Origin of the sequence: Variovorax sp. Root434, from assembly GCF_001426595.1 — a bacterium.
In the GTDB taxonomy this organism is placed as follows: Bacteria; Pseudomonadota; Gammaproteobacteria; order Burkholderiales; family Burkholderiaceae_C; genus Variovorax.
In genome coordinates, this window is the sequence record NZ_LMEK01000006.1 from 271,499 (window position 1) to 296,974 (window position 25,476).

Here is a 25,476-nt window from a genome sequence, read left to right on the forward strand (position 1 = left end):
GGTTTCAGAGCTCCTTGCAAAAAGAGGACGAACGAAGGGTCGTCGTTATGAACTCTTGCGCACTCGCAGGTACCACTCGCAGAGCAGGCGAACCTGCTTGGCCGTGTAGCCCTTCTCGACCATGCGGGTCACGAAGTCTTCGTGCTTCTTCTGCTCATCGGCGCTGCTCTTGGTGTTGAAGCTGATCACCGGCAGAAGCTCTTCGGTGTTGGAGAACATCTTCTTCTCGATCACCGAACGCAGTTTTTCGTAGCTGGTCCACGCCGGGTTGCGCCCCGCGTTGCCAGCCCGCGCGCGCAGCACGAAGTTGACGATCTCGTTGCGGAAGTCCTTCGGGTTGCCGATGCCCGCCGGCCGCTCGATCTTCTCGAGTTCGGCATTGAGCGATGCGCGGTCGAAGACTTCGCCGGTGTCCACGTCGCGGAACTCCTGGTCCTGGATCCAGTAGTCGGCGTAGGTCACGTAGCGGTCGAAGATGTTCTGTCCATACTCGCTGTAGCTCTCGAGGTAGGCAGTCTGGATCTCCTTGCCGATGAACTCGGCATAGCGCGGCGCCAGCAGTTCCTTGATGTAGCTGATGTACTTCTGCTCGACTTCCGGCGCGAACTGCTCGCGCTCGATCTGCTGTTCGAGCACGTACATCAGGTGCACCGGGTTCGCGGCCACTTCGGAGCTGTCGAAGTTGAAGACCTTCGAGATGATCTTGAAAGCGAAGCGCGTGGAGACGCCGCTCATGCCTTCGTCGACGCCCGCGTAGTCGCGGTACTCCTGGATCGACTTGGCCTTGGGGTCGGTGTCCTTGAGGTTCTCGCCGTCGTACACCTGCATCTTGCTGAAGGTGCTGGAGTTCTCGGGCTCCTTCAGGCGCGTGAGCACCGAGAGCTGGGCCATCATGCGCAGCGTTCCGGGGGCGCAGGGCGCCTGGGCCAGCGACGAGTTGCGCACCAGCTTCTCGTAGATCTTGATTTCTTCCGAGGCGCGCAGGCAGTACGGCACCTTGACGATGTAGATGCGATCGAGGAAAGCCTCGTTGTTCTTGTTGTTGCGGAAGGCTTTCCACTCGCTCTCGTTGCTGTGCGCAAGCACGATGCCGTCGAACGGGATGGCGCCGAAGCCTTCCGTGCCCTTGAAGTTGCTTTCCTGCGTGGCGGTCAGCAGCGGGTGGAGCACCTTGATGGGTGCCTTGAACATTTCCACGAACTCCAGCAGGCCCTGGTTCGCGAGGCACAGGCCGCCGGAGTAGGCATACGCGTCCGGATCGTCCTGGGCATAGGTCTCGAGCTTGCGGATGTCGACCTTGCCGACCAGCGAGGAGATGTCCTGGTTGTTCTCGTCGCCGGGCTCGGTCTTGGCGACGGCGATCTGCCGCAGCACGGACGGGAAGCGCTTGACGACCTTGAACTGGCGGATGTCGCCACCGTACTCCTCGAGCCGCTTGACGGCCCAGGGCGAGAGAATTCGGTTCAGGTAACGGCGGGGAATGCCGTATTCCTTTTCAAGGATCTCGCCGTCCTCGATCGAGTCGAAGAGGCCGAGCGGGGATTCGTTGACCGGCGAACCCTGAATCGCGTAGAAGGGCACGTGCTCCATGAGCTGCTTCAGGCGCTCGGCGATCGAGCTCTTGCCGCCACCGACCGGACCCAGCAGGTAAAGGATTTGCTTCTTTTCTTCCAGCCCCTGGGCGGCGTGGCGGAAATAGGACACCACTTGTTCTATGGCGTCTTCCATGCCATAGAACTCCTTGAACGCCGGATAGATCTTGATGACCTTGTTCGCGAAGATGCGCGAAAGGCGGGGGTCGTTGCGCGTGTCGACCAGCTCGGGATCGCCGATGGCCTTGAGCATGCGCTCCGACGCGGTGGCATAGGCCGTGGGATCGCGCTTGCAGATGTCCAGGTAGTCCTGCAGCGAGATGACTTCCTCGCGGGTGCGCTCGTAGCGGGCGGCAAAGTTGCTGATCACATCCATGGTCACGCCTCCATCAAGTCTGTGGGCTTTTGGCCCGATGGCTTGCAGCAAAGGCCTTGTGCAACACTTAAAGGTTGCCTGCCCATGGCTGCATGCCGCGGAAAACTCCCTTACTACAATCTGCTAACAATCAGCATAAAGCAAAGATTGAACCTGGCAAATCATTTGTAAATTCAGAACCACACCGGCAAGTAAAGTTCCACAAAAAACAAGGAACTACTTTTCGGATTTCAGTTAAATTCAAAGGCTCGCGTTCCTAATTCTCTCCGGGTGAAAACACCTATGCCGGATGGCCATCGTCCGTTTTTGCCTTTTCTCCGGGAAAAAATCGCCTATTGAGCTTCGAGGCTCAAAAAAACAGGCGCTCCTGTTGCAATAACGCGCGATCTGCCGTTTGGTTTATTGCTCAGCCAAAAAAAATATAAAAGCAAACCCTGGGCCACTTTGGGATAGGCGGCTTGCGTGAACTGACGTCGGTGCCGGGCTTGGGGAGGAGTCGGCATGTTCCTCGGAGGTGTGTTGCGCACCGTTCCTGTGCTCGCCGTCGGCTTCAGGGGCCTGTGTGCACCAGTTCGAAGACCCCGGTGTGAAGAATGGTCAGGAAGTGACCGGTGCTGGCGATGAAGCCATTGCCGAATGAAGTCCCCGGTGCTACATGGCAGACGAAAAAAGCGGGTCGAGGCGCCGCACTGCAGTGCGACGGATGCGGGATCCTGGCCCTTCAGCAGGGCCTGCACATCTTCGGTGCTCAAGAGGGCGGCTGCCCCTCCCGGGCTTTGTCGACGATGCGGTACTCGCCGCTCAACCGAGCGGGTCCGGTCGATTCACCGGCCTATGAGATGAGACTGGCCATGCCGGCCAGTCCGCAGCACAACACAAGGCTCCTGTGGGGGAAGCCTGGTGTGTGCCGTGCGATCAACTGAAGAATTCCTTCGCCTTGTCGAACCAGCCCTTGTCGGTCGGGCTGTGCTTGTCGCCGCCCTTCCTGAGCGACTCGTCGAGCTCTTTCAGCACCTTGCGTTGGTGCTCGGTGAGCTTCACGGGCGTTTCGACGCGCACGTGGCAGTACAGGTCGCCGGGGTAGCTCGAGTTCACGCCCTTGATGCCCTTGCCACGCAGGCGGAACTGCTTGCCGCTTTGCGTGCCTTCGGGAATGTCGATGGCCGCCGCGCCCTTGAGCGTGGGCACGTTGATCTCGCCGCCAAGCGCTGCCGTGGTCATGCTCACAGGCACGACGCAGTGGAGGTTGTCGCCGTCGCGCTCGAAGATCTCGTGCTTCTTGAGCCGGATCTCGATGTACAGGTCGCCCGGCGGGCCGCCGTTGACACCGGGCTCGCCGCTGCCGGTCACGCGCATGCGCTGGCCATCGTCGATGCCTGCGCGGATCTTCACTTCGAGCGTCTTGTTGCGCTTGATCTTGCCCTGGCCGTGGCACACGGTGCAGGGCTCGGGAATGATCTTGCCGCTGCCGTGGCAGGTGGGGCAGGTCTGCTGCACGCTGAAGAAGCCCTGGCGCATCTGCACCGCGCCCGCGCCGTGGCAGGTGGTGCAGGTGATGGGTTTGGTGCCGGGCTTCGCGCCCGAGCCGTGGCAGGTGTCGCACTCGTCCCAGGTCGGGATGCGGATCTCGGTGGTCTTGCCTTCGGCAGCCTCCTCGAGCGTGATCTCCATCGCGTAGCTCAGGTCGCTGCCGCGGAACACCTGGCGCCCGCTGCTGGTGCGGCCGCGGCCGCCGCCACCGAACACGTCGCCGAAGATGTCGCCGAAAGCTTCCGCGAAACCGCCGAAGCCCTCTGCGCCCGGGCCGCCGCGCATGTTGGGGTCGACGCCGGCATGGCCGTACTGGTCGTAGGCCGCGCGCTTCTGTCCGTCGGACAGCATTTCGTAGGCTTCCTTCACCTCCTTGAACTTGGCCTCGGCCTCCTTCGAAGTGTCGCCGTGGTTGCGGTCGGGGTGGTGCTTCATCGCGAGCTTGCGATAAGCCTTCTTGATTTCATCCTCGCTCGCGTTCTTGGGGACGCCGAGGGTTTCGTAGTAGTCGCGTTTGGTGGCCATGGCAGGTCGATCAGCGGATCAGGGGAGCAGCGGGAACTCGGGTAGCTTGAAGCGAGAAAGGCTGGAGCACCCTTTCAGGTGTTCCAGCCTCGGTCAATGGACTGAAGATCAGCCCTTCTTGACTTCCTTCACTTCGGCGTCGACCACGTTGTCGTCGGCCTGCGCGTGCGCAGCAGCTTCCGCGCCAGCCGGGCCCGATGCGCCCGAGGCACCTGCGGCCGCCTGCGATTCGGCATACATCTTCTCGCCGAGCTTCTGGCTCGCGGTCATCAGCGTGTTGGTCTTTTCCTCGATCGCCGACTTGTCTTCACCCTTGAGGGCTTCTTCCAGATCCTTGATCGCGGCTTCGATCGCTTCCTTCTCGGCAGCTTCGAGGCTCGCACCATGTTCGCCCAGCGACTTCTTCACGCTGTGCACCATGGCCTCGCCCTGGTTGCGCGCCTGCACGATTTCGAGCTTCTTCTTGTCGTCTTCGGCGTTGAGCTCGGCGTCCTTCACCATCTTCTGGATCTCGTCCTCGCTCAGGCCCGAGTTCGCCTTGATGGTGATCTTGTTTTCCTTGCCGGTGCCCTTGTCCTTCGCGCCGACGTGCAGGATGCCGTTGGCGTCGATGTCGAAGCTCACCTCGATCTGGGGCGTGCCGCGCGATGCCGGCGGAATGCCTTCGAGGTTGAACTCGCCCAGTGCCTTGTTGCCCGCTGCGATGTCGCGCTCGCCCTGGAACACCTTGATCGTCACGGCCGGCTGGTTGTCTTCGGCCGTCGAGAAGGTCTGCGCGAACTTCGTCGGGATCGTGGTGTTCTTCGTGATCATCTTGGTCATCACGCCGCCCATGGTCTCGATGCCGAGCGACAGCGGGGTCACGTCGAGCAGCAGCACGTCCTTGCGATCGCCCGAGAGCACTTGCCCTTGAATGGCGGCGCCGACGGCCACGGCTTCGTCGGGGTTCACGTCCTTGCGCGGTTCCTTGCCGAAGAAGGCCTTCACCTTTTCCTGCACCTTGGGCATGCGGGTCATGCCGCCGACCAGGATCACGTCGTTGATGTCGCTCACGCTGATGCCGGCGTCCTTGATGGCCAGGCGGCAGGGCGCGATGGTGCGCTCGACCAGCTCGTCGACCAGGCTTTCCAGCTTGGCGCGGGTGAGCTTGATGTTCAGGTGCTTCGGACCCGAGGCATCGGCCGTGATGTAGGGCAGGTTGATGTCGGTCTGCGCGCTGTTCGACAGCTCGATCTTGGCCTTTTCGGCGGCTTCCTTCAGGCGCTGCAGGGCCAGCACGTCCTTGCTCAGGTCGACGCCTTGCTCTTTCTTGAACTCGGCAATGATGTAGTCGATGATGCGCTGGTCGAAGTCTTCGCCGCCTAGGAAGGTGTCGCCGTTGGTCGACAGCACTTCGAACTGCTTCTCGCCATCGACATCGGCGATCTCGATGATCGACACGTCGAAGGTACCGCCACCCAGGTCATACACGGCGATCTTGCGGTCGGCCTTGTCCTGCTTGTCGAGGCCGAAGGCCAGGGCAGCAGCGGTGGGTTCGTTGATGATGCGCTTCACGTCGAGGCCCGCGATGCGGCCGGCGTCTTTCGTGGCTTGGCGCTGGGCATCGTTGAAGTAGGCCGGCACCGTGATCACGGCTTCGGTCACGGTTTCGCCGAGGTAGTCTTCGGCCGTCTTCTTCATCTTGCGCAGGATGTCGGCGCTGACTTGCTGCGGGGCGATCTTCTTGCCGCGCACTTCCACCCATGCGTCGCCGTTGTCGGCCTTGGCGATGGTGTAGGGCATCAGGTCGATGTCCTTCTGGACTTCCTTTTCCTCGAACTTGCGGCCGATCAGGCGCTTGATCGCGTACAGCGTGTTCTTGGGGTTGGTGACTGCCTGGCGCTTGGCCGAGGCACCGACCAGCACTTCACCGTCTTCCTGATAAGCGACGATCGACGGCGTGGTGCGCGCACCTTCCGAGTTCTCGATCACACGCGTGGTGTTGCCTTCCATGATCGACACGCACGAGTTGGTGGTGCCGAGGTCGATGCCGATGATCTTTGCCATGCTCTTTACTCCTGAAAGCCTGAAAAATATGTTGTTATGAACTTGTGGATAACCCGTCGCGATTCAAGGTATGAAGCGGGGATTTCCTGTGGGAATCTTGTGTGCCGATGACCGCTGGCGGTTACTTCGGCGCGCTGACCGTGACCAGCGCCGGGCGCAGCACCCGGTCGTTGATGGTGTAGCCCTTCTGGAGCACGGTCACCACGGTGTTGGGTTCCTGCTCGGGAGCGGGCACTACCGAGATGGCCTGGTGCTGGTGCGGATCGAACTTGGTGCCGGGCGCAGGGGCCACTTCGATCACCTTGTTGCGTTCGAGCGCGCTCTTGAGCTGGCGCAGCGTGGCTTCGGCGCCTTCGCGGATCTGCTCGGGCGTGGCGTCCTTGATGGCCAGGCCGGCTTCGAGGCTGTCGGTCACCGGCAGCAGGCTCTCGGCAAAGGCCTCGACGGCGAACTTGCGGGCCTTGGTGATCTCGTCGTCGGCGCGGCGGCGGGCGTTCTGCACGTCGGCCTGCGCGCGCAGGTACTGGTCGGCCAGTTCGGCATTCTTGGTCTGCAGGGCAGCGAGCTCGCCTTGTGCCACGGCCAGGGCGTCGAGCGCCTCGGCTTCATTGGCGGCCTGCGCTGCCTCCAGTTCTTCGGGGCTTGGCTCGCCTTGCAGCATTTGGGAATTCTGTGCGGATTGTTGCGGGTCAGACATTTTTCAAAGAACCGGCGTGCGCCGGAAAACAAACGATAGCCAGCCACATGGGGCTGCTCTAAAGCTTTTCAAGCGTAAAAATGCGGCCAAAAGGGCCGTAATACAGGTCGCGAAGTGGTTTTCGCGAGGGACACCGAGGAACCGGCTTCGCCGGGCCTCAGGTGTCGCCCCCGGTAGGGGGTTGGCGCAGCGGACACGAAGTGCCGCGCAGCCTGGGGGCGAGCCTCAATGCGCGTCGAGCAGCTCGACGTCGAACTTCAGGGTGGCGTTCGGGGGGATCACGCCGCCGGCGCCGCGGGCACCGTAGCCCAGCGATGCGGGAATGATCAGCGTGCGCTTGCCGCCGATCTTCATGCCGGCGACGCCTTCGTCCCAGCCCTTGATGACCTGGCCGGCGCCCAGCGAGAACGCGAAGGGGTCGTTGCGGTCGCGGCTGGAGTCGAACTTGGCGCCTTGCGTGCCGTCGTTGTAGAGCCAGCCGGTGTAGTGCACATGCACATGCTGGCCGGCCTTGGCTTCGGCGCCGGTGCCGACTTCGGTGTCTTCGTATTGCAGGCCGGAGGGGGTGGTGGGCATGGGAAACGCTCCTTGCGTCGATGTGAGATCAATGGATCGAAGGCGCGGAGTTTACCGAGGCCGGGCAGGGCGGCCTGTCGTCCTTCAGGTCTGGCTGGTGTCGTCGGAGGGCGGCGCGGGTGTGGGAGCAGGGGCTGCCACAGGGGCGGGAGCGGGTGCGGCCGCTGGCGAAACTGCGGCGGCGGCTGGTGCCGGGGCTGCTGCCTTCTTGAGCTGCCCCAGTTGCCACTTGCCTGCAAAGGCCTGCAGGTCGGACAGTCGCTTGAGCAGGTCTTGCCCGCTCAGCGTGAGGCTGTAGCCGTCGCTGCCGTGGCCGACGATGCCGGCCTCGCGCAGTTCCTTGATGCGGGTGTTGAGCGTGTTGGGAGTGATGCCGCCCACGCTGTCCTGCAGCAGCCGGAAAGTCTGCGCGTGGCCATCGCGCAGGGCCCAGAGCACGCGCAGTGCATAACGGGCTTCGAGCAGGGCGAGCAGCTGGCTGACGGCTGCGTTTTCCTTGGTACTCATCGACATCATCTCCTCGAAGCTGGGCGGGCCGTCGACCTTGGGGCAGGGCGATGCTTCGCGTTCTTGTGGTGGGTTACGGACCGTCTCGTTGGCCGGCGACTATAGCGCAAATGATGAGGATGCTACTAGTTTTATAGCTGCCAGGGCTTGCTGCATGCGGGTTGTGAGACAAAGCCTCACAAACTGGCGTAGTTGGCCATGGCTTCGCCCAGCCGGATCGCGCGGCCTGGCGACCATGCCGGGTTGAAGGCCAGCGCAGGCGCCGGGAAGAGCATGACGACCGTCGAGCCGAGCAAGAAACGGCCCATCTCGTCGCCCTTGCGGATGTCGATCTGCCGGTCGTTGTAGCTCCACTCGCGCAGTTCGCCCACGCGCGGCGGATTGACCACGCCGTGCCACACCGTGGCCATGCTGCCGACGATGGTGGCACCCACCAGCACCAGCACGAAAGGCCCGCGCGCCGATTCGAAGACGCACACCACGCGCTCGTTGCGTGCGAACAGGCCGGGCACGCCGCGCGCCGTGGTCGGGTTCACCGAGAACAGGTCGCCCGGCACATGGATCATGCGCACCAGCCGCCCGTCGCAGGGCATATGGATGCGGTGGTAGTCCTTCGGGCTCAGGTAGAGCGTCGCGAAGCTGCCGTGCGCGAACTTCGCGGCCAGCGCGGCATCGCCGCCGACCAGCGCGGTGGTCGTGTAGTCGTGGCCCTTGGCCTGGAAGATCTGGTCGCCGCGGATCGCGCCGAACTGGCTGATCGCGCCGTCCACGGGGCAGACCAGGTCTGCCTGTGCGAGCGGCCGCACGCCGGGCTTGAGCGCGCGCGTGAAGAACTGGTTGAAGCTCTTGTAGTGGTGGATGTCCGACTCGAGCGCCTCGCCCATGTCCACGTCGTACTTGGCCACGAAGCGCCGGATGATCCACGTCGTGACGGCGCCCCGTTCCTTGCCCGCGACCCAGCCGGCGAAATTGGTCAGGGCCTGCTTGGGGAACAGGTATTGGGGCAGTACAGCGGAGCGGTCGGACACGTGGGAGAAGCCTGGAATGCGGAATCGGAAGGGCATTCTATAAAGCGCTTCTCCCCTGGAGCGTAGGAAGCTTCCCTTGGTTCGGGCCCGCCGTCAGTCAGCCTTGATCCCCGCGGCCTTGATCACCTGCGCCCACTTCTCCACCTCGGCCTTCTGGAACGCCGCGATCTGCGCGGTGCTCAGGTCGGCCGGCTCCATGCCGAAGCCCTTGAGCTTGTCCTGCATCTCGGGCGCGGCGAGGATCTTGCGGATCTCGGTGTGCAGCCGGTCGACCACCGGTGCCGGCGTGCCCGCGGGCACGAAGATCGCCTGCCACGAAACGACCTCGAAGTCCTGCAGGCCGGGCACGCCCGACTCGGCCACCGTCGGCACGTCCGGCATCGAGGCCAGCCGCTTCGACGAGGTGACCGCAATCGCGCGCAGCTTGCCGCTCTGGATGTGCGGGCCGGCCACCACCGTGGTGTCGAACATCATGTCGACCTGTCCGCCGATCACGTCCTGGATCGCCGGGCCGCTGCCCTTGTACGGAATGTGCGTGAACTTCACGCCCGACTTGAAGGCCATCAGCTCCAGCGCCAGGTGCTGCGAGGTGCCCGTGCCGGCCGAGGCCGACGAGAGCCCGCCGGCCTTGGCCTTGCTGGCTGCGATCACGTCCTTCAGCGTCTTGTAAGGGCTCGCCTGGTTCACCACCAGCACCACCGGGTTGGTGCCGATCAGCGTCACCGGCGCGAACGACTTCTGCGGGTCGTAGCCCAGCTTCGGATACAGGCTCACGTTGATCGCGTGCGAGCTGATCGTGCCGCCGACCATCGTGAAGCCGTCGGGCGCGGCGCGCGAACCGACCTCGGAGCCCACGCTGCCGCCGGCGCCGCCCTTGTTGTCGATGATCACGCTCGTGCCCAGCACGGGCCCGAGCTTCTGCCCGATCAGGCGGGCCAGCACGTCGGTGGTGCCGCCGGCGGGAAAGGGCACGAGGTAGGTGATGGCCTTGCCCGTCGGCCAGTTGCCGCCGCCCTGCGCGAAGGCGGCCGGAAGGCCGGCGGCGAGCGAAGAGGCGAGGGCGGTGCGAATGAGTGTGCGGCGTTGCATGCAGGTGTCTCCTTGTGATGGGTGGTGCGGGGCCGTCAGGGCATGTCGACGATCTCGATCCAGTTCGGGTTCTTGCCGACGTCCAGGTGCTGGGGCTTGCCCAGCGCGCCGGTGGCGGCGTCGATGGCGTAGAGCGAGATGCCGTGCGATTCCTGTCCGGCGGCGATGAGATAGCGCCCGCTGGAGTCGATGGCGAAGCCGCGCGGCACTTTCTCGGTCGGCGTCTGGCCCAGCGGCTGCAGTTGTCCGGTTGCCGCATCGACCTTGAATGCGGAGAGCGTGCTCGAGGTGCGCTCCGACGCGTACAGGTAGCGCCCGTCGGGCGTCAGGTGCAGGTCGGCGGCCCAGGGCTTGCCCGTGAAGCCGGCGGGCAGCGTGGTCGTGCTCTGTTCGAGCTTGAGCGTGCCGCGCGCCGCGTCCCATGCGAACACGTGCAGGGCAGCGTCGAGTTCGTCCAGCAGGTAGACGTGGCGCTGCGCCTTGTCCCAGATGAAGTGGCGCGGGCCCGATTTCGCGGATGTGGTCGTCAGCGGCGGATCGTTGGGCGACAGCAGGCCCTTCTCGGCGTCGAAGCGCCAGCTCGACACGTTGTCGCCGCCCAGGCTGGTGGCCAGCACGAAGCGGTTGCTGGCGTCCGCGTGGATCGCGTGCGCGTTGGGCCCGGTCTGGATCAATTGATGGACGGGGCCCGCGGCGCCGTCCTTGCCGATGGAGTTGACCGTGATCTTGCCGCCCTGGTAGGAGGCCGCGAAGAGCCACTTGCCGCTCGCGTCCAGGTCGATGTTGGCCATGCTGTCGGCCAGCGGAGCCTCGCCGAGCTTCTGCAGCTTGCCGGTGGCGCCGTCGATCGACAGCGAGGCCACGCGAAACGGCTGTGAGCGCAGCGCGGCATACAGCACGCGCTTGTCCTGGCTCACCACCATCGGCATCACCGTGCCGCCGACGTTCAGCGTCTGCACCGGCTTGAGCGCGCCCTGGGCGCGGTCGAGCTCGAGCACCGAGATTTCCTGGCTGTCCGCGTTGGACACGTAGACCCAGGTGGCGGCCGAGGCGGGGCCGATGGCGGCCAGCCACAGCAGCGATGCGATGGTTTTCTTTTTCATGGTTCGCGGTTCAGGGTTTGATGTTCAGTTTGGTGATGAGCTGCTTGAAGTACACGTTGTCCTTGGCCAGCGTCTCCTTGAACACGGCGCCGTCGGTGTAGACGTAGCCCAGGTTCTGCTTGTCCATCACCTCGTGCATCAGCGGCTCGGCGGCGGTCTTCGCCGTCATCTCGCGCAGCTTCGCCATCACTTCGGGCGGTGTGTTCTTCGGTGCGCCGAGGCCGCGCCAGGTGCCGATCGACAGGTCGATGCCGCGCTCCTTGGCGGTGGGTACCTTCTCGAAGCCCTTCACGCGCTTGTCGGCCATCACCATCAGCACCTTGAGCTTGCCGCCCTGGACGTGCGTGGTGACTTCCGCCGGGCTCACCGCCACGGCCTCGATGTGTCCGCCGAGCAGCGCCAGCACCGCCGGCGCCGCGCCCTGGAACGGGATGTGGCCGAACTTCGCGCCGGTCTTGTCTTCGAGCGCCGCGGCGGCAAGGTGCCAGATCGAGCCGTTGCCCGAGTTGCCCACGCGCACGCTCTCGGGCGACTTCTTCGCGGCCGCCAGGAACTCTTCGATGGTGTTCCACGGCGCGTCGGCCTTCACGGTGATCGCCGCCGGATCGGCGTTGAGCTGTGCGATCGGCTGGAAGTCGTCGTAGTTGAACTTGGCAAGGCCCAGGTGCGGCAGCGTCAGCAGCTCGACCGTGAGCACCGCGAGCTTGTAGCCGTCGGGCTTGGCGTTGATCACCTCCGTCCAGCCGATGGCGCCGCCCGCGCCGGGGCGGTTGACGATCACGATGCTCTGCGAGATGTGCTTGCGGCTCGCCTCGGAAAAAGCGCGTGCCAGGCCATCGGTGCCGCCGCCGGGCTGGTAGGGCACCAGCAGCTCGATCGGACGAGCCGGAAAATCGGCCTGCGCCGCGGCCGGCGCGGCGAGCCCGAGCGAGAGCGCGGCCGTGGCCGAGAGGGCGGCGATGCCGCGGACAAGCTGGATTCTTTTCATGGTGTCGTCGTCTCCGTTGTTGATCTGATCCCGGGCCTCGCGGAAGGCCTCCTCGTGTTCTTCGTGCGTGCCTCAGGGCATGTACTGGCCGCCGTTCACCTCGATCACCTGCCCCGTGACGTAGCCGGAGAGCTGCTCCGACGCCAGGTACAGGAAGGCGCCGACGCATTCCTCGGGCACGCCGATGCGGCCCATCGGAATGCTGGCGCGGAAGTTCTCCAGCATCGCGGGCGTCGAGAAGCGGTCCTGGAACGGGGTCTGGATCACACCGGGCGCCACCGCGTTCACGCGGATGCGGTCGCCCACCAGCTCCTTCGCGAGCCCGTGCGTCGCCGTGCTCACGAAGCCCTTCGAGCCCGCGTACAAATAGGCGGCCGGCCCGCCGCCGGTGCGTGCCGCGACCGAGGTCACGTTGATGATGTTGCCGCCGCCCTGCGCGCGCATCAGCGGCACCACCTCGCGGCAGTAGGCGAGCACCGAGCGCGCGTTGATGTGCATCACCTCGTCGAACAGCGCGTCGTCGAACTCGGCGATCGGCACGCGCTTGACCAGGCTGCCGGCGTTGTTGACGAGCACGTCGATGCGTCCCAGCTGCGCCGCGGCCTGCTTCACGCATTCGCGGATCGCGGCCGTGTCGCGCACGTCGGCCTTCAGCGCGAATGCGGTGCCGCCGGCCGCGCGGATGGTGTCGACCACCCCGTTCGCCGCATCGGCCGAGCTGTTGTAGTGCACCGCCACGCGCATGCCGCGCGCCGCAAAGGCGACGGCCACCGCGGCGCCGATGCCGGTGCTGGCGCCGGTGACCAGCGCTGTCTTGTCCTTGAGGTCTTCCATGTCTTTGCTCCGTACGAAGGGATCAGGTCACGGGTGCCGGGTTGAACAGCACCAGCGCGTTGTGCAGCTTCCAGTGCTCGGCCCAGGTTTTCTTGCGGCCGCTGGCCACGTCGAGCATCAGGCGGAACAGCTCCCAGCCCACGTCCTCGATGCTGGCCTCGCCGTCGGCGATGCGGCCCGCGTTCACGTCCATCAGGTCGTGCCAGCGGCGCGCGAGGTCGCTGCGCGTGGCGACCTTGATCACCGGTACCTCGGCCAGCCCGTAGGGTGTGCCGCGGCCGGTGGTGAATACGTGCAGGTTGATGCCTGCCGCCAACTGCAGCGTGCCGCAGATGAAATCGCTGGCCGGCGTGGCGGTATAGATCAGGCCCTTCTGCATGGCCTTCTCGCCGGGCGCGAGCACACCGCTGATCGGCGCCGAGCCCGACTTGACGATCGAGCCCATCGCCTTCTCGACGATGTTGGAGAGCCCGCCCTTCTTGTTGCCCGGCGTGGTGTTGGCGCTGCGGTCGACGCGGCCCTTCTGCAGGTAGTCGTCGTACCAGGCCATCTCGCGGATCATCGCCTCGGCCACCTCGGGCGTGGACGCGCGCGAGGTGAGCTGGTCGATGCCGTCGCGCACCTCGGTCGTTTCCGAGAACATCACGGTGGCGCCCGCGCGCACCAGCAGGTCGGTGCAGAAGCCCACGGCAGGGTTGGCGGTGACGCCCGAGAAGGCGTCGCTGCCGCCGCACTGCACGCCCACCACCAGTTCGCTGGCGGGTACGGTTTCGCGCCGGCGCCTGTTGAGCCGCGCGAGGTGTTCGTCGGCCTGGCGCATGACCGAGTCGATCATCGACATGAAGCCGATGTGTTCGTCGTCCTGCAGGCAAACCACGTCGAGCTCCGTGTCGCCAGGTGCCTCGCCGCGCTTGTCGACGATCGGAATGCTTCCTGGCGGCAGCAGCCGCTCGGGCTGCAGCTTCTCGCAGCCCAGGCTCACCACCATCACCTCGCCGCCGAAGTTCGGGTTGAGGCTGATGTTGCGCAGCGTCCGGATCGGCACGATGGCATCGGGCGCATCGATGGCCACGCCGCAGCCGTAGCTGTGCTCCAGCGCCACCACGTCGTCGACGTTCGGGTACTTGGGCAGCAGCTCGGCCTTGATGCGCTGCACCGCGAAGTCGGTCACGCCGGCCACGCATTGCACCGTCTGCGTGATGGCGAGGATGTTGCGCGAGCCCACCGAACCGTCGGCGTTGCGGTAGCCCTCGAAGGTGTAGCCCTCCAGCGGCGGCAGGGCAGGGGGCTTGACCGTCGCGATGGGCAGGCCGTCGAGCCCGGGCGCCACCGGCATGCGCATCACGCGCTCGTGCACCCAGCTGCCGCGCGGCAGCGCCTTCAGCGCATAGCCGATCACCACGTCGTAGCGGCGGATGGCGTCGCCTTCGGCCAGGTCGGCCAGCGCGACCTTGTGGCCTTGCGGAACGTTGTCGACCAGTCGCAGGCCGTCGGCGAATTCCGCGCCGGCTTTCAGGCCGCCGTCGTTGGCGACGATGGCGACGTTGTCCGCAGCGTGGATGCGGATGTAGAGCGGAGGTCTTGCGGTGTCAGGCATATCAGGCTTCCAAGGCGGCAGGAAAATCGCGGTCCCTTCGTGGAACACCGTCATTTCACGATCATGAACATGCTCGGCAGCCAAGTCGAGAAGGCGGGAACGAAGGTGACCACGCCGAGGGCGAAGATCAGCGCTCCATAGAACGGCCAGATGGTCTTCATTACCGTGCCCACCGAGACCCCGCCGATCGCGCAGCCGACGAACTGCGTCGTGCCCACGGGCGGCGTGTTCAGGCCCAGCGCGCAGTTGATCAGCATCACGATGCCGAACTGCACCGAGGTCATGCCGTAGTGCTGTGCAATGGGCAGGAAGATAGGCGTGCACAGCAGGATCGTGGCCGCCATGTCCAGGAAGGTGCCCAGCACGAACAGGATGATGTTGATCAGCAGGAAGATCACCCACGGCGTGCTGGTCACCTGCGACAGCATCTCGCCCGTGAGCTCGGCCACGCCGTACAGGCTGATGAGGTAGCCGAAGGTGCTCGAGATGCCGATCAGCAGTAGGATCACGCCCGTGGTGCGCACCGCCTTCGAGGCCGCCTTGACGAAGTGCTCCCACTTCAGCGTGCGGTACACGAAGATCGTGAGCGCCAGCGCATAGAGCACCGCCACGGCGGCCGATTCGGTCGCGGTGAACACGCCCGACAGGATGCCGCCCAGGATCAGGATCACGATGAACAGGCCCGGCAGGGCGGCCGCGAACGAGCGCGCCACGATGGCCCAGCCCGGGAAGCTGCCTGCGGGGTAGCCGCGCTTCACCGCCACCAGGTAGGCGGCCGCGAGGTTGCTGATGGTGAGCACCGCCGCCGGCAGCAGCGCGGCCAGGATCAGCGCCGCGATCGACACCTTGCCGCCCGCTGCGAGCGAATAGATGATCAGGTTGTGGCTGGTCGGCATCAGCGCGCCCACCAGTGCCGCATGGGTCGTCACGTTGACGGCGTAGTCGGCGTGATAGCCCTCCTTCTTCATCATCGGGATCATCACGGCGCCCATGGCCGAGACGTCGGCCACGGGCGAGCCCGAGACGCCGCCGAACAAGGTGCAGGCCACCACGTTCGACATGCCGAGGCCGCCGCGCACGTGGCCCACGAGGTCGCGCGCCAGGTTGACGATGCGGTCTGCGATGCCGCCGTAGAGCATCAGCTCGCCCGCGAAGATGAAGAACGGAATGGCCAGGAACGAGAAAATGCCCATGCCCGAGGTCATCTGCTGGAAGCCGACCGCCAGCGGCAGGCCTTCATAGAGCAGCGTGGCCAGGGCCGACAGGCCGATGGAGAAAGCCACCGGCACGCCCAGCAAAAGGAAGAGCGTGAACGAGATGCAGAGAATCAACAGGGGAATGGTCATGATCTGGCCGCCTCGCCGGTGGTGGGGGCGCTATGGACTGTTCGTGGAATGCCGCGGAACCGGCTTTGCCGGGCCGCAGGCATTGCCCCCTGCAAGGGGGGCGGAGAAGCGATACGAAGTGCGCGAAGCCTGGGGGTGTGCATTCGTTATCCCCAGGCGGGTTCGACTTCGCGGCCTTGGGCCAAAGCGATGATGTGTTCGATCGAGAACATCACGATGAGGACACCCGCCACGGCGGCGGGCACGTATTTCCAGCCCTCGGAGATCCAGAGCGTGGGCAGCCTGTAGTCCCACACCGATTCGGCCAGCGAGGCGCAGTTCCAGGCCATGGCGATGCCGAACAGAAGGATCAGCGCGTGGATGAGGTATTCCATCTTCAGCCGCAGCCAGTCGGGCGCGAGCACGAGGAACGATTCGAGGCCGATGTGGCCCGCGTCGCGCACGCCCACCGCCACGCCGAGCATGGTGACGTAGAGCACCAGCAGCAGCGCGAGGCTTTCGGCCCAGGTGGGGGTGTTGTTGAGCACGTAGCGGCCGAACACCTGCCAGCTCACGGCGCAGATCACCGCGACGAGACCGAGGATGCCCAACCACATGCAGGCACGTGCGAGAGTGCGGCAAAGTTTGGTGTACATAATTTTCTTTGCCCTTCCCCCGCAGGGGGAAGGAGGGGGAGCGAGTCGAGTCGAAGGGGAACGGACTTACTTCGTGTCCTGCACGCGCTTGACCAGGTCCTTGAGCTTCGCGTCCGTGATGAACTTGTCGTACACCGGCTTCATCGCGGCCTGGAACGGGGCCTTGTCGACCTCGATGATCTCGGCGCCCCCGGCCTTCACCGTGGCCAGCGACTTGATCTCGCGCTCTTCCCACTGCTTGCGCATGTAGGGCACCGACTCCTTGGCGGCCTGGCGGATCCAGCCCTGCTCCTCGGCCGAGAGCTTGTCCCACACGCGCTTGGAGAACAGCAGCATCTCGGGTGCCATCGAATGCTCGGTCTTGCTGTAGTACTTGGCCACCTCGAAGGCGCGCGCGCTTTCATATGTGGGGTAGTTGTTCTCGGCGGCGTCGATCAGGCCGGTCTTCAGGCCCGTGTAGACCTCGCCCATGGGCATCGGCGTGGCGTTGGCGCCCATGGCTTCGAGCATCGACACCCACAGGTCCGACTGCTGCACGCGCACCTTCAGGCCCTTCATGTCGGCGAAGCTGCGCACCGGCTTCTTGGCGGTGAACATCGAGCGCGCGCCGCTGTCGTAGTAGGCCAGGCCCACGAAGCCCTGCTTCTCGCACGACTTCAGGATCTCTTCGCCGACCGGGCCGTCCAGCACCTTGTGCAGGTGGTCGACCGAGCGGAACAGGAAGGGCATGGTCGGCACCTGCGTCTCGGCGCAGATGTTGTTCATCGGGGCGATGTTCACGCGCACCATCTGCAGCGCACCGATCTTGGTCTGCTCGATGGTGTCCTTCTCGCTGCCGAGCGAACTGTTGTTGAACACCTTGATGCTGTGCTTGCCGCCCGACAGCGCCTTCAGGCGTTCGCTCATGAACTTCACCGCGGTCACGGTGGGGTAGTCGTCGGGGTGGATGTCGGCCGAGCGGAACTCGGTGGCGTGTGCAGCCAATGTGGTCAGCGCGGCTGCGGCGCACGCGGAAAGTGCGACCAGTGTCTTGCGGAACTTCATTTGTCTCTTCCTCTGCTTGGGGGTTGTCGAAAAAATGGGTCAGGTGCCGAAGGCCGGCTCGGGCATGCCCGCGATGCTGGCACCGGGCCGCAGCGCGAACACCCCGCCGGCCAGTGGCTGGTCCGACAGGTCGATGCCGCCGGGGCGGATAGAGGTGACGAAGAGGGTGTCGAGGTCCGGGCCGCCGAAGGCGCACATGGCGGGCTTCTTTACCGGTACTTCGAGCGAGCGGTCGAGCCGGCCGTCGGGCGCGAAGCGGTGCACCAGGCCGGCGTCGTTGCCGCAGATCCAGTAGCAGCCGTCGGTGTCCATGGCGGCGCCGTCGGGGCGACCGGGCAGGGGCTTCATGTCGACGAACAGGCGGCGGTTGGTGGGCGTGCCGGTGTCCGTGTCGTAGTCGAAGGCCCAGACGGCTTGCACGCTGGGGTGCGAGTCCGAGAGGTACATCGTGCGGCCGTCCGGGCTGAAGGCCAGGCCGTTGGGCACGATGAGATCGTCGAGGCGCGCGGCGGCGTTGTCGCTGCCCTTGCCGTAGCTGTAGAGGCGGCCGATGCGCGCACCGGCCGCCATGTCGAGCAGCATCGTGCCGGCCCAGAAGCGGCCCTGTCGGTCGCAGCGGCCGTCGTTGAAGCGCATGGCCGGTGCCGCGTGCGCGACGGGGGCGAGCGGGCTGGCGGCCAACGTGCCGTCGGCCTGCGGCTTCAGCGAGAACAGGCCGCTTTCCATGCCGGCGATCCATTCGCCGGGAACGTCGGCGCGCGGCGCGATGCAGGCGATCATTTCGTTCGCCGTCCATTGCGCATGGCCTTCGCTCGCGTGCCAGCGGTTCAGCGTGCGCGCCGGAATGTCGACCCAGTACAGCGCCTGCTGCGCGGCATGCCACACCGGGCTTTCGCCGGTGCCGTTGCGCGCGTCGAGAACCAGTTCAGCTTGCATCGCCGAAGGGGCCTTGCGCGGTAAAGGCGCCGCCCTGATAGATGGCGTTCGGGTCGGTCGGCGCGACAGGTGGTTGTGCCTCGACCTTGTCGCGGAACACCTCCGAGCTGTCTTGCGGCACGAAGCCCAGGTGCGCGGCCGCGCTGTTGTCCCACCACACGTCGCGGTTGTTCGACATGCCGTAGACCACCGTGTGCTTCACGTTCGGCGTGAACAGCGACTTCTCGATCAGCGTCGTCAGGTCGCGGTAGCTGAGCCAGGTGCTCATCATGCGGCGGTTGGCGGGCTCCGGGAACGAGGAGCCGATGCGGATGCTCACGGTCTCGATGCCCCAGCGGTCGAAGTAGAACTGCGCCATGTCCTCGCCGAAGGACTTCGACAGGCCGTAGTAGCCGTCGGGCCGGCGCACGGCGTGCGCGTCGATGTGTTCGCTCTGCTTGTAGAAGCCGATCACGTGGTTCGAGCTCGCGAACACCACGCGCTTCACGCCGTGGCGGCGCGCGGCTTCGTAGACGTTGAAGACGCCCTTGATGTTGGCTTCGAGGATTTCCTCGAACGGGCGCTCCACCGACACGCCGCCCAGGTGGACGATGGCGTCGCAGCCTTCGACCAGCGCATGCACCGCCGCCTTGTCCGAGAGGTCGCAGGGCACGACTTCCTCGCTCGCGTCCACGGCCGGCGAAAGCGAAGCGATGTCCGACAGGCGCAGCGTGCCGGCAAAGGGCTTGAGCCGCTCGCGCAGCGCCTTGCCGAGTCCGCCGGCCGCGCCGGTCAGGAGGAGGCGGTTCATCTTCTTGTCTGTCATCGTTGCGCGTCCATACATTCAGGAGTCATGGTTTCCGAGGGCCCGCCGTCACGGTGCTTTTCTGAAAGCGGCCGGTACGATGCCGACGGAGCAAAGTCAAAGGGCTGCATGTCGGTGCCGTGGAAGCCGAAAACCGCAGGCGAAACGGCCGGCGGCGCCAGGAGATGTGAGATGGGTTATCTGTTGTCGTACAACTAGTTGGGGATTATCATCGTGGCCATGGCTCAGTCGACTGCGGGTAATCCCTTGGAATCACAAGCGCCGGCGGAAACGGCGTCTGTCGCTTCGGCTGCGGGAGCCGCTTTCGTGGGGCGACCGCGCCAGCGCGCACGCGGCCTCGCGCATGGGCTGGTGGAAGACCTGGGCGAAAAAATCCGCAGCCAGTCGCTGCGCCCGGGCGACAAGCTGCCGACCGAGTCGGCCATCATGCAGGCCTATGGCGTGAGCCGCACCGTGGTGCGCGAGGCGCTGTCGAAGCTGCAGGCCGGCGGGCTGGTCGAGACGCTGCACGGCGTGGGCACCTTCGTGCTGCAACCGCGGGCGGGCGGGGTGTTTCGCCTCGATCCCGGCGAGATCGCCGCATCGGTCGACGTGCTGGCCGTGCTTGAGCTGCGCATCAGCCTGGAAACCGAATCGGCCGGCCTCGCCGCCAGCCGCCGCACCGACGAGCAACTGGTCGCCATGCGCCAGGCGCTCGACGATTTCGAGCGCAACGTGGTCGTGGCCGGCGACACCGTGGGGCCGGACTTCCGCTTCCACCTGCAGATCGCCGAATCGACCGGCAACCCCTATTTCGCGGACATCATGCGGCACCTGGGCACCACGCTCATTCCGCGTACGCGCATCAGCGCCATCCGCACGCACGAGGGCGGCGCGCCCTATCTGAACCGGGTCAACCGCGAGCACGAGGAGATCTACGCGGCCATCGCGCGGCGCGACCCCGAGTCGGCGCGCGCGGCCATGCGCATCCACCTGACCAACAGCCGCGAGCGGCTGCGCCTGGCGCAGGAGGCCGCGCAGCAGAAGGCAAAGGCCGATGCGGCCGCAGGCACGGCCGCGCCGTCGCCCGACGACATTCCCTCCAGCTGAATTTTTCTTGTCGGTCAGCTGGACAAGTCGTTTTTCTAGTTGTACGATGACTGATAACTCGCTCGGACATGGGCGAAGCCATGACGACCATCGAACAACTGGAGGCAACATGACCATCAACCGGCGCGGCGCACTCGGTGCCGCACTCGCCACCACCCTGGCCGCCAGCCTGCCGCTGAGCGCCATCGCGCAGGGCGCGCAGCAGGGAGGGGGTGGCAACTGGCCCTCGAAGCCGATCCGCATCATCGTCCCGTACCCGCCGGGCGGCTCGTCCGACATCATTGCGCGGTCCATCAGCCAGCCGCTGTCGGAGGCGCTGGGCCAGTCGGTCATCATCGACAACAAGGCCGGCGCCAACGGCAATCTCGGCGCCGACCTGCTGGCCAAGGCGCCGGCCGACGGCTACACGCTGATGCTGTGCGACCTCGGCGCGCTGGCCATCAGCCCGTCGCTGTACCCCAAGCTGCCGTTCGACCCGTCGAAGGATTTGCGCAGCGTGTCCATGCTGGCCTATTCGCCGCACCTGCTGGTGGTGCACCCCTCGGTGCAGGCGAACACGCTGAAGGAACTGGTCGAGCTCTCGAAGAAAAGCGATCTCAACTTCGCCGTGACCGCCAGCGGCAGCACCGCACACCTCGCGGGCATCGAGCTGCAGCGCAAGGTCGGCGCCAAGTGGGAATACGTGCCCTACAAGGGCGGCGTGCAGGCCGTGCTCGACACCGTCTCGGGCCAGACGCAGGTGCTCATGAACGGCATGCTCGCCACCTACCCGCAGGTGCAGGCCGGCAAGCTCAAGTTGATCGCGGTGTCCAAGGCCACGCGCATGCCGCTGATCGGCAGCGTGCCGACCATCGCGGAGCAGGGCGCCCCCGGCTACGAGTCGGGCACCTGGCAGGGCGTGGTCGCGGCGCGCGGCGTGCCCGACGCGGTGATCGCCCGGCTCAACAAGGAGCTGGTGCGCATCATCCGCACGCCCGACATCCGCGCGCGCCTCGCGGGGCAGGGCGCAGAGGTCGTGACCATGACCGCGCCCGAGCAGGACCAGTTCTTCGCCAAGGAGCGCGCGCGCTGGGCGCAAGTCATCAAAGAGGCCAACGTCAGGCTTGACTGACCGGTTGCCGCACATCTTTTTCTTTCCCCCCAATCTTCACTGGACTCTTCCCGATGAACCCGCAAGAACTCAAGACCATCATGGGCTCCGGCCTGCTCTCGTTCCCGCTGACCGACTTCGACAGCAACGGCGACTTCAACAAGAAGGGCTACGAGCAGCGCCTCGAATGGCTCGCTCCCTACGGTGCCAGCGCTCTGTTCGCGGCCGGCGGCACGGGCGAGTTCTTCTCGCTGACCGGCGACGAATACCCCGGCATCATCCAGACGGCCGTCGACACCTGCCGCGGTGTGGTGCCGATCATTGCCGGCGCTGGCGGCCCCACGCGCTTCGCCATCCAGTGCGCGCAAGCCGCCGAGAAGGCCGGCGCGCATGGCATCCTGCTGCTGCCGCACTACCTCACCGAAGCCGGCCAGGAAGGCCTGGCCGCACATGTCGAGGCCGTGTGCAAGAGCGTGAAGTTCGGCGTGATCGTCTACAACCGCGCCACCAGTCGCCTGAAGCCCGACACGCTGGCCGGCCTGGCCGAGCGCAACCCCAATCTCGTCGGCTTCAAGGACGGCATCGGCGACATCGAGGCCATGGTCGCCATCTACCAGAAGATGGGCGACCGCTTCGCCTACCTGGGCGGCCTGCCCACGGCCGAGGTCTATGCCGCTGCCTACAAGGCAATGGGCACGCCGGTGTATTCGTCGGCCGTCTTCAACTTCATTCCGAAGACCGCCATGGACTTCTACAAGGCCGTGGCCGCCGACGACCTGCCGACGCAGCACCGCCTGCTGAAGAACTTCTTCATGCCCTACCTCGAACTGCGCAACCGCACGCCGGGCTATGCCGTGAGCATCGTGAAGGCGGGTGCCAAGATCGTCGGCCACGACGCGGGCCCGGTGCGCGCACCGCTCACCGACCTGAAGCCCGCCGAGATGGAACAGCTCAAGGCGCTGATCGACGCGCTCGGCCCTCAGTAAGCCGGCAAGCTGTCGAACACGAACAACAACAACACGGAGACAAGGCAATGTTCCTCAAGAAGCTCTTCCTGATTGCCGCCGCGGCGGCCGCGTTCTCCGGCTGCTCGATGATGCCGGCGGGCAATGCGGCATCGGCCTCGCCCGAAGTGGCAGCCGCCGCCGAGCGCCTGCGCATCGCCATGATCGATCCGACCGCCGCCGCGCTCAGCGCGCTGGTGGCCGACGACCTGAGCTATGGTCACTCGAGCGGCAAGGTCGACACCAAGGCCAGCTTCATCGGCGACCTGGTGGACGGCAAGTCGGACTTCGTGACCATCACGATCACCGACCAGACCATCAAGGTGGTCGACGGCCAGACCGCCATCGTGCGCCACACGCTCGCGGCCGACACCAACGATTCGGGCAAGCCCGGCAAGGTGGCGCTGAAGATCCTCGGCGTCTGGCAGAAGCAGGGCGGAAGCTGGAAGCTGCTGGCGCGCCAAGCCGTGCGAATCACCTCCTGAGCGGACGCGCGGATGAAGAAAAGAAATCTTCTTGCGGCGGGCGTCGTGTTCGCTGCCTGCGCGCTGCTGCCCCTGCATGCCTCGGCGCAAGCCGATGCATGGCCGCAGCAGAAGCCGGTGACCATCGTGGTGCCGTTCCCCGCCGGTGGCTCCACCGACATGGTGGCGCGCGCGCTGGCGCTGCAGTTGCAAGCGAAGCTCGGCGGCAGCTTCGTCGTCGACAACCGGCCCGGCGCTACCGGCACCATCGGCACCGGCCAGGTCAAGCGCGCGGCGCCCGACGGCTACACGCTGCTGGTGTCCTCGCTCGGCGCCTTCGTCGTCACGCCGCACCTGCAGAAGAGCGTGCCCTACGACGCCACCAAGGACTTCGACTACATCAGCGTGCCCGTGCAGGCGCCCAACGTGCTGGTTGCCAATGCCGCGCGGCCCGAGCGCAGCGTGGCCGACGTGCTGGCGCTCTTGCGCAGGACGCCCGGCAAGGTCTCGTTCGCGAGTTCGGGCAACGGCTCGTCCGACCATCTCTCGGCCGAGCTGTTCTGGCAGCAGACCAAGACCGAAGGCGTGCACGTGCCCTACAAGGGCGGCGCGCCGGCGGTCAACGACCTGCTGGGCAACCAGGTCGATTTCTCGTTCCAGAACGTGAACGCCGTGCTGCCGCACATCCGCGCGGGCAAGCTGCGCGCCATTGCCGTCACCGGCGACAAGCGCTCGCCCGTGCTGCCCGACGTGCCCACGCTGGCCGAGGCCGGCGTGAAGGGGGCTGAGGTCTATTCGTGGCAGGGCGTGGCCGCGCCCAAGGGCCTGCCGCCCGCCACGAAGAAGAAGCTCAGCGACGCGGTGATTGCCGCCATGCAGGACCCGGAGACGAAGAAGCGCATGCTCGACCAGGGCCTGGAAATCGTCGCCAGCACGCCCGAGGAATTCACCGCCTTCCAGTTGCGCGAATGGACGCGATGGAAAACACTGATCGACACCCGCCACATCACCGCAGACTGAGCTGCCGAGCCCGAAGATGACAAGTCCTGAATCCACAGTTTCCAACGCCGTGCCGGGCGCCCCCATCGTCACCGGCATGCGCGTGGTTCCCGTCGCGGGCCACGACAGCATGCTGATGAACCTCAGCGGCGCGCACGGTCCGTTCTTCACGCGCAACCTGCTGATCCTGACCGACAGCGCCGGCCACACCGGCGTGGGCGAAGTGCCGGGTGGCGAGAAGATCCGCCAGACGCTCGAAGACGCGCGCGGCCTCATCGTCGGTCAGCCCATCGGCCGCCACAACGCCGTGCTCAACAGCATGCGCAGTGCCTTCGCCAACCGCGACAGCGGCGGCCGCGGCCTGCAGACCTTCGACCTGCGCGTGACCATCCATGCAGTGACCGCCGTCGAAGCGGCGTTGCTCGACCTGCTGGGCCAGCATCTCGAAGTGCCTGTGGCGGCCCTGCTCGGCGAAGGCCAGCAGCGCGACGCGGTGCAGATGCTCGGCTACCTCTTCTACGTGGGCGACCGCAACAGGACCGACCTGCCGTACGAAAGCGACACCGGCGCCGACAACGACTGGTTCCGCCTGCGCCATGAAGAAGCCATGACGCCCGAGGCCATCGTGCGCCTGGCCGAGGCCACGCATGCGCGCTATGGTTTTACCGACTTCAAGCTCAAGGGCGGCGTGCTGCGCGGTGAAGAAGAAGTCGAGGCGATCCGCGCGCTGCACGAGCGCTTTCCGCAGGCGCGCGTCACGCTCGACCCGAACGGCGGCTGGCTGTTGCAGGACGCGATTCGCCTGTGCCGCGACCTGCACGGCGTGATGGCCTATGCCGAAGACCCGTGCGGCGCCGAAGGCGTGTTCTCGGGCCGCGAGGTGATGGCCGAGTTCCGCCGCGCCACCGGCCTGCCGACCGCCACCAACATGGTGGCCACCGATTGGCGCGAGATGGTGCACAGCCTGTCGCTGCAGTCGGTCGATATTCCGCTGGCCGATCCGCACTTCTGGACCCTGCAGGGTTCCGTGCGCGTGGCGCAGCTGTGCCAGGCCTGGGGGCTGACCTGGGGCTCGCATTCGAACAACCACTTCGACGTGTCGCTGGCCATGTTCACGCACGTGGCGGCCGCGGCGCCGGGCAAGGTCACCGCCATCGACACGCACTGGATCTGGCAGGACGGCCAGCACCTGACGAAAGAGCCGCTACAGATCGAGGGCGGCTTCGTGAAGGTGCCCACGCGCGGCGGCCTGGGCGTGGAGCTCGACATGGACGAGGTCGAAAAGGCGCACCAGCTCTACCTGAAGCACGGCCTGGGTGCGCGCAACGACGCGCAGGCGATGCAATACTTGATCCCGGGATGGACTTTCGACAACAAAAAGCCTTGCATGGTCCGTTGAAGGTTTAGTCTCCCGTTTCCATTTCCGCAGCCGGACACCCAGTGCTCCGGCTTCTTTCTTTCCATCGAGCAGCAAGGAACCCCTCATGCAAAACTTCGACAACCTGATCGGCGGCGAATGGCGTGCCGGCGCAAGCTACAGCCCCAACCTCAACCCCAGCAACCTGTCCGACGTGCT

Annotated in this window: 23 protein-coding genes; 6 read left to right on the top strand and 17 right to left on the bottom strand. The window is 65.7% G+C overall.

The genetic code is table 11. From position 1 onward, the window contains the following. Window positions 1–45 precede the first annotated feature (45 nt). The 17 genes from ASD05_RS07980 to ASD05_RS08060 form a co-directional block, all read right to left on the bottom strand. Window positions 46–1,968 (bottom strand): PrkA family serine protein kinase, encoded by a 1,923-nt coding sequence (locus tag ASD05_RS07980; RefSeq protein WP_056590049.1) that lies wholly within the window; start codon window positions 1,966–1,968, stop codon window positions 46–48. A 915-nt stretch (window positions 1,969–2,883) separates the two neighbouring features. After that, window positions 2,884–4,023 carry a molecular chaperone DnaJ gene (gene dnaJ / locus ASD05_RS07985; RefSeq protein WP_007835135.1) on the bottom strand — a complete coding sequence of 380 codons (1,140 nt, stop codon included), beginning with the start codon at window positions 4,021–4,023 and terminating at the stop codon, window positions 2,884–2,886. 108 nt (window positions 4,024–4,131) lie between these two features. After that, complete coding sequence (gene dnaK / locus ASD05_RS07990; RefSeq protein WP_056590052.1) at window positions 4,132–6,069, bottom strand: molecular chaperone DnaK; 1,938 nt, start codon at window positions 6,067–6,069, stop codon at window positions 4,132–4,134. Between the two features lie 121 nt (window positions 6,070–6,190). Next, complete coding sequence (grpE, locus tag ASD05_RS07995; RefSeq protein WP_082572003.1) at window positions 6,191–6,766, bottom strand: nucleotide exchange factor GrpE; 576 nt, start codon at window positions 6,764–6,766, stop codon at window positions 6,191–6,193. A gap of 225 nt (window positions 6,767–6,991) precedes the next feature. Further along, entirely contained in the window at window positions 6,992–7,342 is a 351-nt protein-coding gene (locus ASD05_RS08000) for an FKBP-type peptidyl-prolyl cis-trans isomerase (protein ID WP_056590059.1), read from the bottom strand. 84 nt (window positions 7,343–7,426) lie between these two features. Then, window positions 7,427–7,849, bottom strand: coding sequence for a winged helix-turn-helix transcriptional regulator (locus ASD05_RS08005; RefSeq protein WP_056590415.1), 423 nt, complete (start codon window positions 7,847–7,849; stop codon window positions 7,427–7,429). 176 nt (window positions 7,850–8,025) lie between these two features. Then, window positions 8,026–8,877, bottom strand: coding sequence for an archaetidylserine decarboxylase (gene asd, locus ASD05_RS08010; protein WP_056590420.1), 852 nt, complete (start codon window positions 8,875–8,877; stop codon window positions 8,026–8,028). Between the two features lie 93 nt (window positions 8,878–8,970). Then, window positions 8,971–9,966 (bottom strand): Bug family tripartite tricarboxylate transporter substrate binding protein, encoded by a 996-nt coding sequence (locus ASD05_RS08015; RefSeq protein ID WP_056590062.1) that lies wholly within the window; start codon window positions 9,964–9,966, stop codon window positions 8,971–8,973. Between the two features lie 35 nt (window positions 9,967–10,001). Continuing rightward, complete coding sequence (locus tag ASD05_RS08020; RefSeq protein ID WP_056590065.1) at window positions 10,002–11,069, bottom strand: lactonase family protein; 1,068 nt, start codon at window positions 11,067–11,069, stop codon at window positions 10,002–10,004. A gap of 10 nt (window positions 11,070–11,079) precedes the next feature. Next, window positions 11,080–12,057 (bottom strand): tripartite tricarboxylate transporter substrate binding protein, encoded by a 978-nt coding sequence (locus ASD05_RS08025; RefSeq protein WP_056590068.1) that lies wholly within the window; start codon window positions 12,055–12,057, stop codon window positions 11,080–11,082. Between the two features lie 72 nt (window positions 12,058–12,129). After that, window positions 12,130–12,891, bottom strand: coding sequence for an SDR family NAD(P)-dependent oxidoreductase (locus ASD05_RS08030; protein WP_056590071.1), 762 nt, complete (start codon window positions 12,889–12,891; stop codon window positions 12,130–12,132). A gap of 22 nt (window positions 12,892–12,913) precedes the next feature. Continuing rightward, window positions 12,914–14,488 (bottom strand): galactarate dehydratase, encoded by a 1,575-nt coding sequence (garD, locus tag ASD05_RS08035; RefSeq protein WP_056590074.1) that lies wholly within the window; start codon window positions 14,486–14,488, stop codon window positions 12,914–12,916. A 50-nt stretch (window positions 14,489–14,538) separates the two neighbouring features. Further along, entirely contained in the window at window positions 14,539–15,834 is a 1,296-nt protein-coding gene (locus ASD05_RS08040) for a TRAP transporter large permease (RefSeq protein WP_056590077.1), read from the bottom strand. A gap of 146 nt (window positions 15,835–15,980) precedes the next feature. Continuing rightward, complete coding sequence (locus ASD05_RS08045) at window positions 15,981–16,469, bottom strand: TRAP transporter small permease (protein WP_056590080.1); 489 nt, start codon at window positions 16,467–16,469, stop codon at window positions 15,981–15,983. Window positions 16,470–16,535: 66 nt separating this feature from the next. After that, window positions 16,536–17,513 (bottom strand): TRAP transporter substrate-binding protein, encoded by a 978-nt coding sequence (locus tag ASD05_RS08050; protein WP_056590083.1) that lies wholly within the window; start codon window positions 17,511–17,513, stop codon window positions 16,536–16,538. Between the two features lie 39 nt (window positions 17,514–17,552). After that, entirely contained in the window at window positions 17,553–18,449 is an 897-nt protein-coding gene (locus tag ASD05_RS08055) for an SMP-30/gluconolactonase/LRE family protein (RefSeq protein ID WP_056590086.1), read from the bottom strand. Beyond that, on the bottom strand, window positions 18,439–19,254 hold the full coding sequence (locus tag ASD05_RS08060; protein WP_157610026.1) for an NAD-dependent epimerase/dehydratase family protein: 816 nt from the start codon (window positions 19,252–19,254) through the stop codon (window positions 18,439–18,441). The genes ASD05_RS08055 and ASD05_RS08060 overlap by 11 nt, the downstream gene beginning before the upstream one ends. 219 nt (window positions 19,255–19,473) lie before the next feature. On the opposite strand from ASD05_RS08060, the gene ASD05_RS08065 reads away from it, so the two are divergent. The 6 genes from ASD05_RS08065 (at window position 19,474) to gudD (ending at window position 25,299) form a co-directional block, all read left to right on the top strand. Beyond that, window positions 19,474–20,343 carry a FadR/GntR family transcriptional regulator gene (locus tag ASD05_RS08065; RefSeq protein WP_056590094.1) on the top strand — a complete coding sequence of 290 codons (870 nt, stop codon included), beginning with the start codon at window positions 19,474–19,476 and terminating at the stop codon, window positions 20,341–20,343. Between the two features lie 109 nt (window positions 20,344–20,452). Continuing rightward, the gene (locus tag ASD05_RS08070) at window positions 20,453–21,454 is read left to right on the top strand and encodes a Bug family tripartite tricarboxylate transporter substrate binding protein (RefSeq protein WP_056590097.1); all 1,002 of its coding nucleotides are present in this window, start codon (window positions 20,453–20,455) and stop codon (window positions 21,452–21,454) included. A gap of 53 nt (window positions 21,455–21,507) precedes the next feature. Continuing rightward, window positions 21,508–22,419, top strand: coding sequence for a 5-dehydro-4-deoxyglucarate dehydratase (gene kdgD, locus ASD05_RS08075; protein WP_056590100.1), 912 nt, complete (start codon window positions 21,508–21,510; stop codon window positions 22,417–22,419). 47 nt (window positions 22,420–22,466) lie between these two features. Beyond that, a complete protein-coding gene (locus ASD05_RS08080; RefSeq protein ID WP_056590103.1) occupies window positions 22,467–22,922 on the top strand; it encodes a nuclear transport factor 2 family protein in 456 nt (151 codons plus the stop codon). Window positions 22,923–22,934: 12 nt separating this feature from the next. Next, on the top strand, window positions 22,935–23,921 hold the full coding sequence (locus ASD05_RS08085; protein WP_056590106.1) for a Bug family tripartite tricarboxylate transporter substrate binding protein: 987 nt from the start codon (window positions 22,935–22,937) through the stop codon (window positions 23,919–23,921). A 16-nt stretch (window positions 23,922–23,937) separates the two neighbouring features. Next, window positions 23,938–25,299 carry a glucarate dehydratase gene (gene gudD / locus ASD05_RS08090; RefSeq protein WP_056590111.1) on the top strand — a complete coding sequence of 454 codons (1,362 nt, stop codon included), beginning with the start codon at window positions 23,938–23,940 and terminating at the stop codon, window positions 25,297–25,299. The last annotated feature ends 177 nt before the right edge of the window (window positions 25,300–25,476 follow it).

Bases quoted from the DNA above. Each gene is read 5' to 3' on its own strand.
- ASD05_RS07980 (WP_056590049.1), bottom strand. From the start codon at position 1,968: ATGGATGTGATCAGCAACTTTGCCGCCCGCTACGAGCGCACCCGCGAG.
- dnaJ (WP_007835135.1), bottom strand. From the start codon at position 4,023: ATGGCCACCAAACGCGACTACTACGAAACCCTCGGCGTCCCCAAGAAC.
- dnaK (WP_056590052.1), bottom strand. From the start codon at position 6,069: ATGGCAAAGATCATCGGCATCGACCTCGGCACCACCAACTCGTGCGTG.
- grpE (WP_082572003.1), bottom strand. From the start codon at position 6,766: ATGTCTGACCCGCAACAATCCGCACAGAATTCCCAAATGCTGCAAGGC.
- ASD05_RS08000 (WP_056590059.1), bottom strand. From the start codon at position 7,342: ATGCCCACCACCCCCTCCGGCCTGCAATACGAAGACACCGAAGTCGGC.
- ASD05_RS08005 (WP_056590415.1), bottom strand. From the start codon at position 7,849: ATGAGTACCAAGGAAAACGCAGCCGTCAGCCAGCTGCTCGCCCTGCTC.
- ASD05_RS08015 (WP_056590062.1), bottom strand. From the start codon at position 9,966: ATGCAACGCCGCACACTCATTCGCACCGCCCTCGCCTCTTCGCTCGCC.
- ASD05_RS08020 (WP_056590065.1), bottom strand. From the start codon at position 11,069: ATGAAAAAGAAAACCATCGCATCGCTGCTGTGGCTGGCCGCCATCGGC.
- ASD05_RS08025 (WP_056590068.1), bottom strand. From the start codon at position 12,057: ATGAAAAGAATCCAGCTTGTCCGCGGCATCGCCGCCCTCTCGGCCACG.
- ASD05_RS08030 (WP_056590071.1), bottom strand. From the start codon at position 12,891: ATGGAAGACCTCAAGGACAAGACAGCGCTGGTCACCGGCGCCAGCACC.
- garD (WP_056590074.1), bottom strand. From the start codon at position 14,488: ATGCCTGACACCGCAAGACCTCCGCTCTACATCCGCATCCACGCTGCG.
- ASD05_RS08040 (WP_056590077.1), bottom strand. From the start codon at position 15,834: ATGACCATTCCCCTGTTGATTCTCTGCATCTCGTTCACGCTCTTCCTT.
- ASD05_RS08045 (WP_056590080.1), bottom strand. From the start codon at position 16,469: ATGTACACCAAACTTTGCCGCACTCTCGCACGTGCCTGCATGTGGTTG.
- ASD05_RS08050 (WP_056590083.1), bottom strand. From the start codon at position 17,513: ATGAAGTTCCGCAAGACACTGGTCGCACTTTCCGCGTGCGCCGCAGCC.
- ASD05_RS08055 (WP_056590086.1), bottom strand. From the start codon at position 18,449: ATGCAAGCTGAACTGGTTCTCGACGCGCGCAACGGCACCGGCGAAAGC.
- ASD05_RS08060 (WP_157610026.1), bottom strand. From the start codon at position 19,254: ATGACAGACAAGAAGATGAACCGCCTCCTCCTGACCGGCGCGGCCGGC.
- ASD05_RS08065 (WP_056590094.1), top strand. From the start codon at position 19,474: ATGGCTCAGTCGACTGCGGGTAATCCCTTGGAATCACAAGCGCCGGCG.
- ASD05_RS08070 (WP_056590097.1), top strand. From the start codon at position 20,453: ATGACCATCAACCGGCGCGGCGCACTCGGTGCCGCACTCGCCACCACC.
- kdgD (WP_056590100.1), top strand. From the start codon at position 21,508: ATGAACCCGCAAGAACTCAAGACCATCATGGGCTCCGGCCTGCTCTCG.
- ASD05_RS08080 (WP_056590103.1), top strand. From the start codon at position 22,467: ATGTTCCTCAAGAAGCTCTTCCTGATTGCCGCCGCGGCGGCCGCGTTC.
- ASD05_RS08085 (WP_056590106.1), top strand. From the start codon at position 22,935: ATGAAGAAAAGAAATCTTCTTGCGGCGGGCGTCGTGTTCGCTGCCTGC.
- gudD (WP_056590111.1), top strand. From the start codon at position 23,938: ATGACAAGTCCTGAATCCACAGTTTCCAACGCCGTGCCGGGCGCCCCC.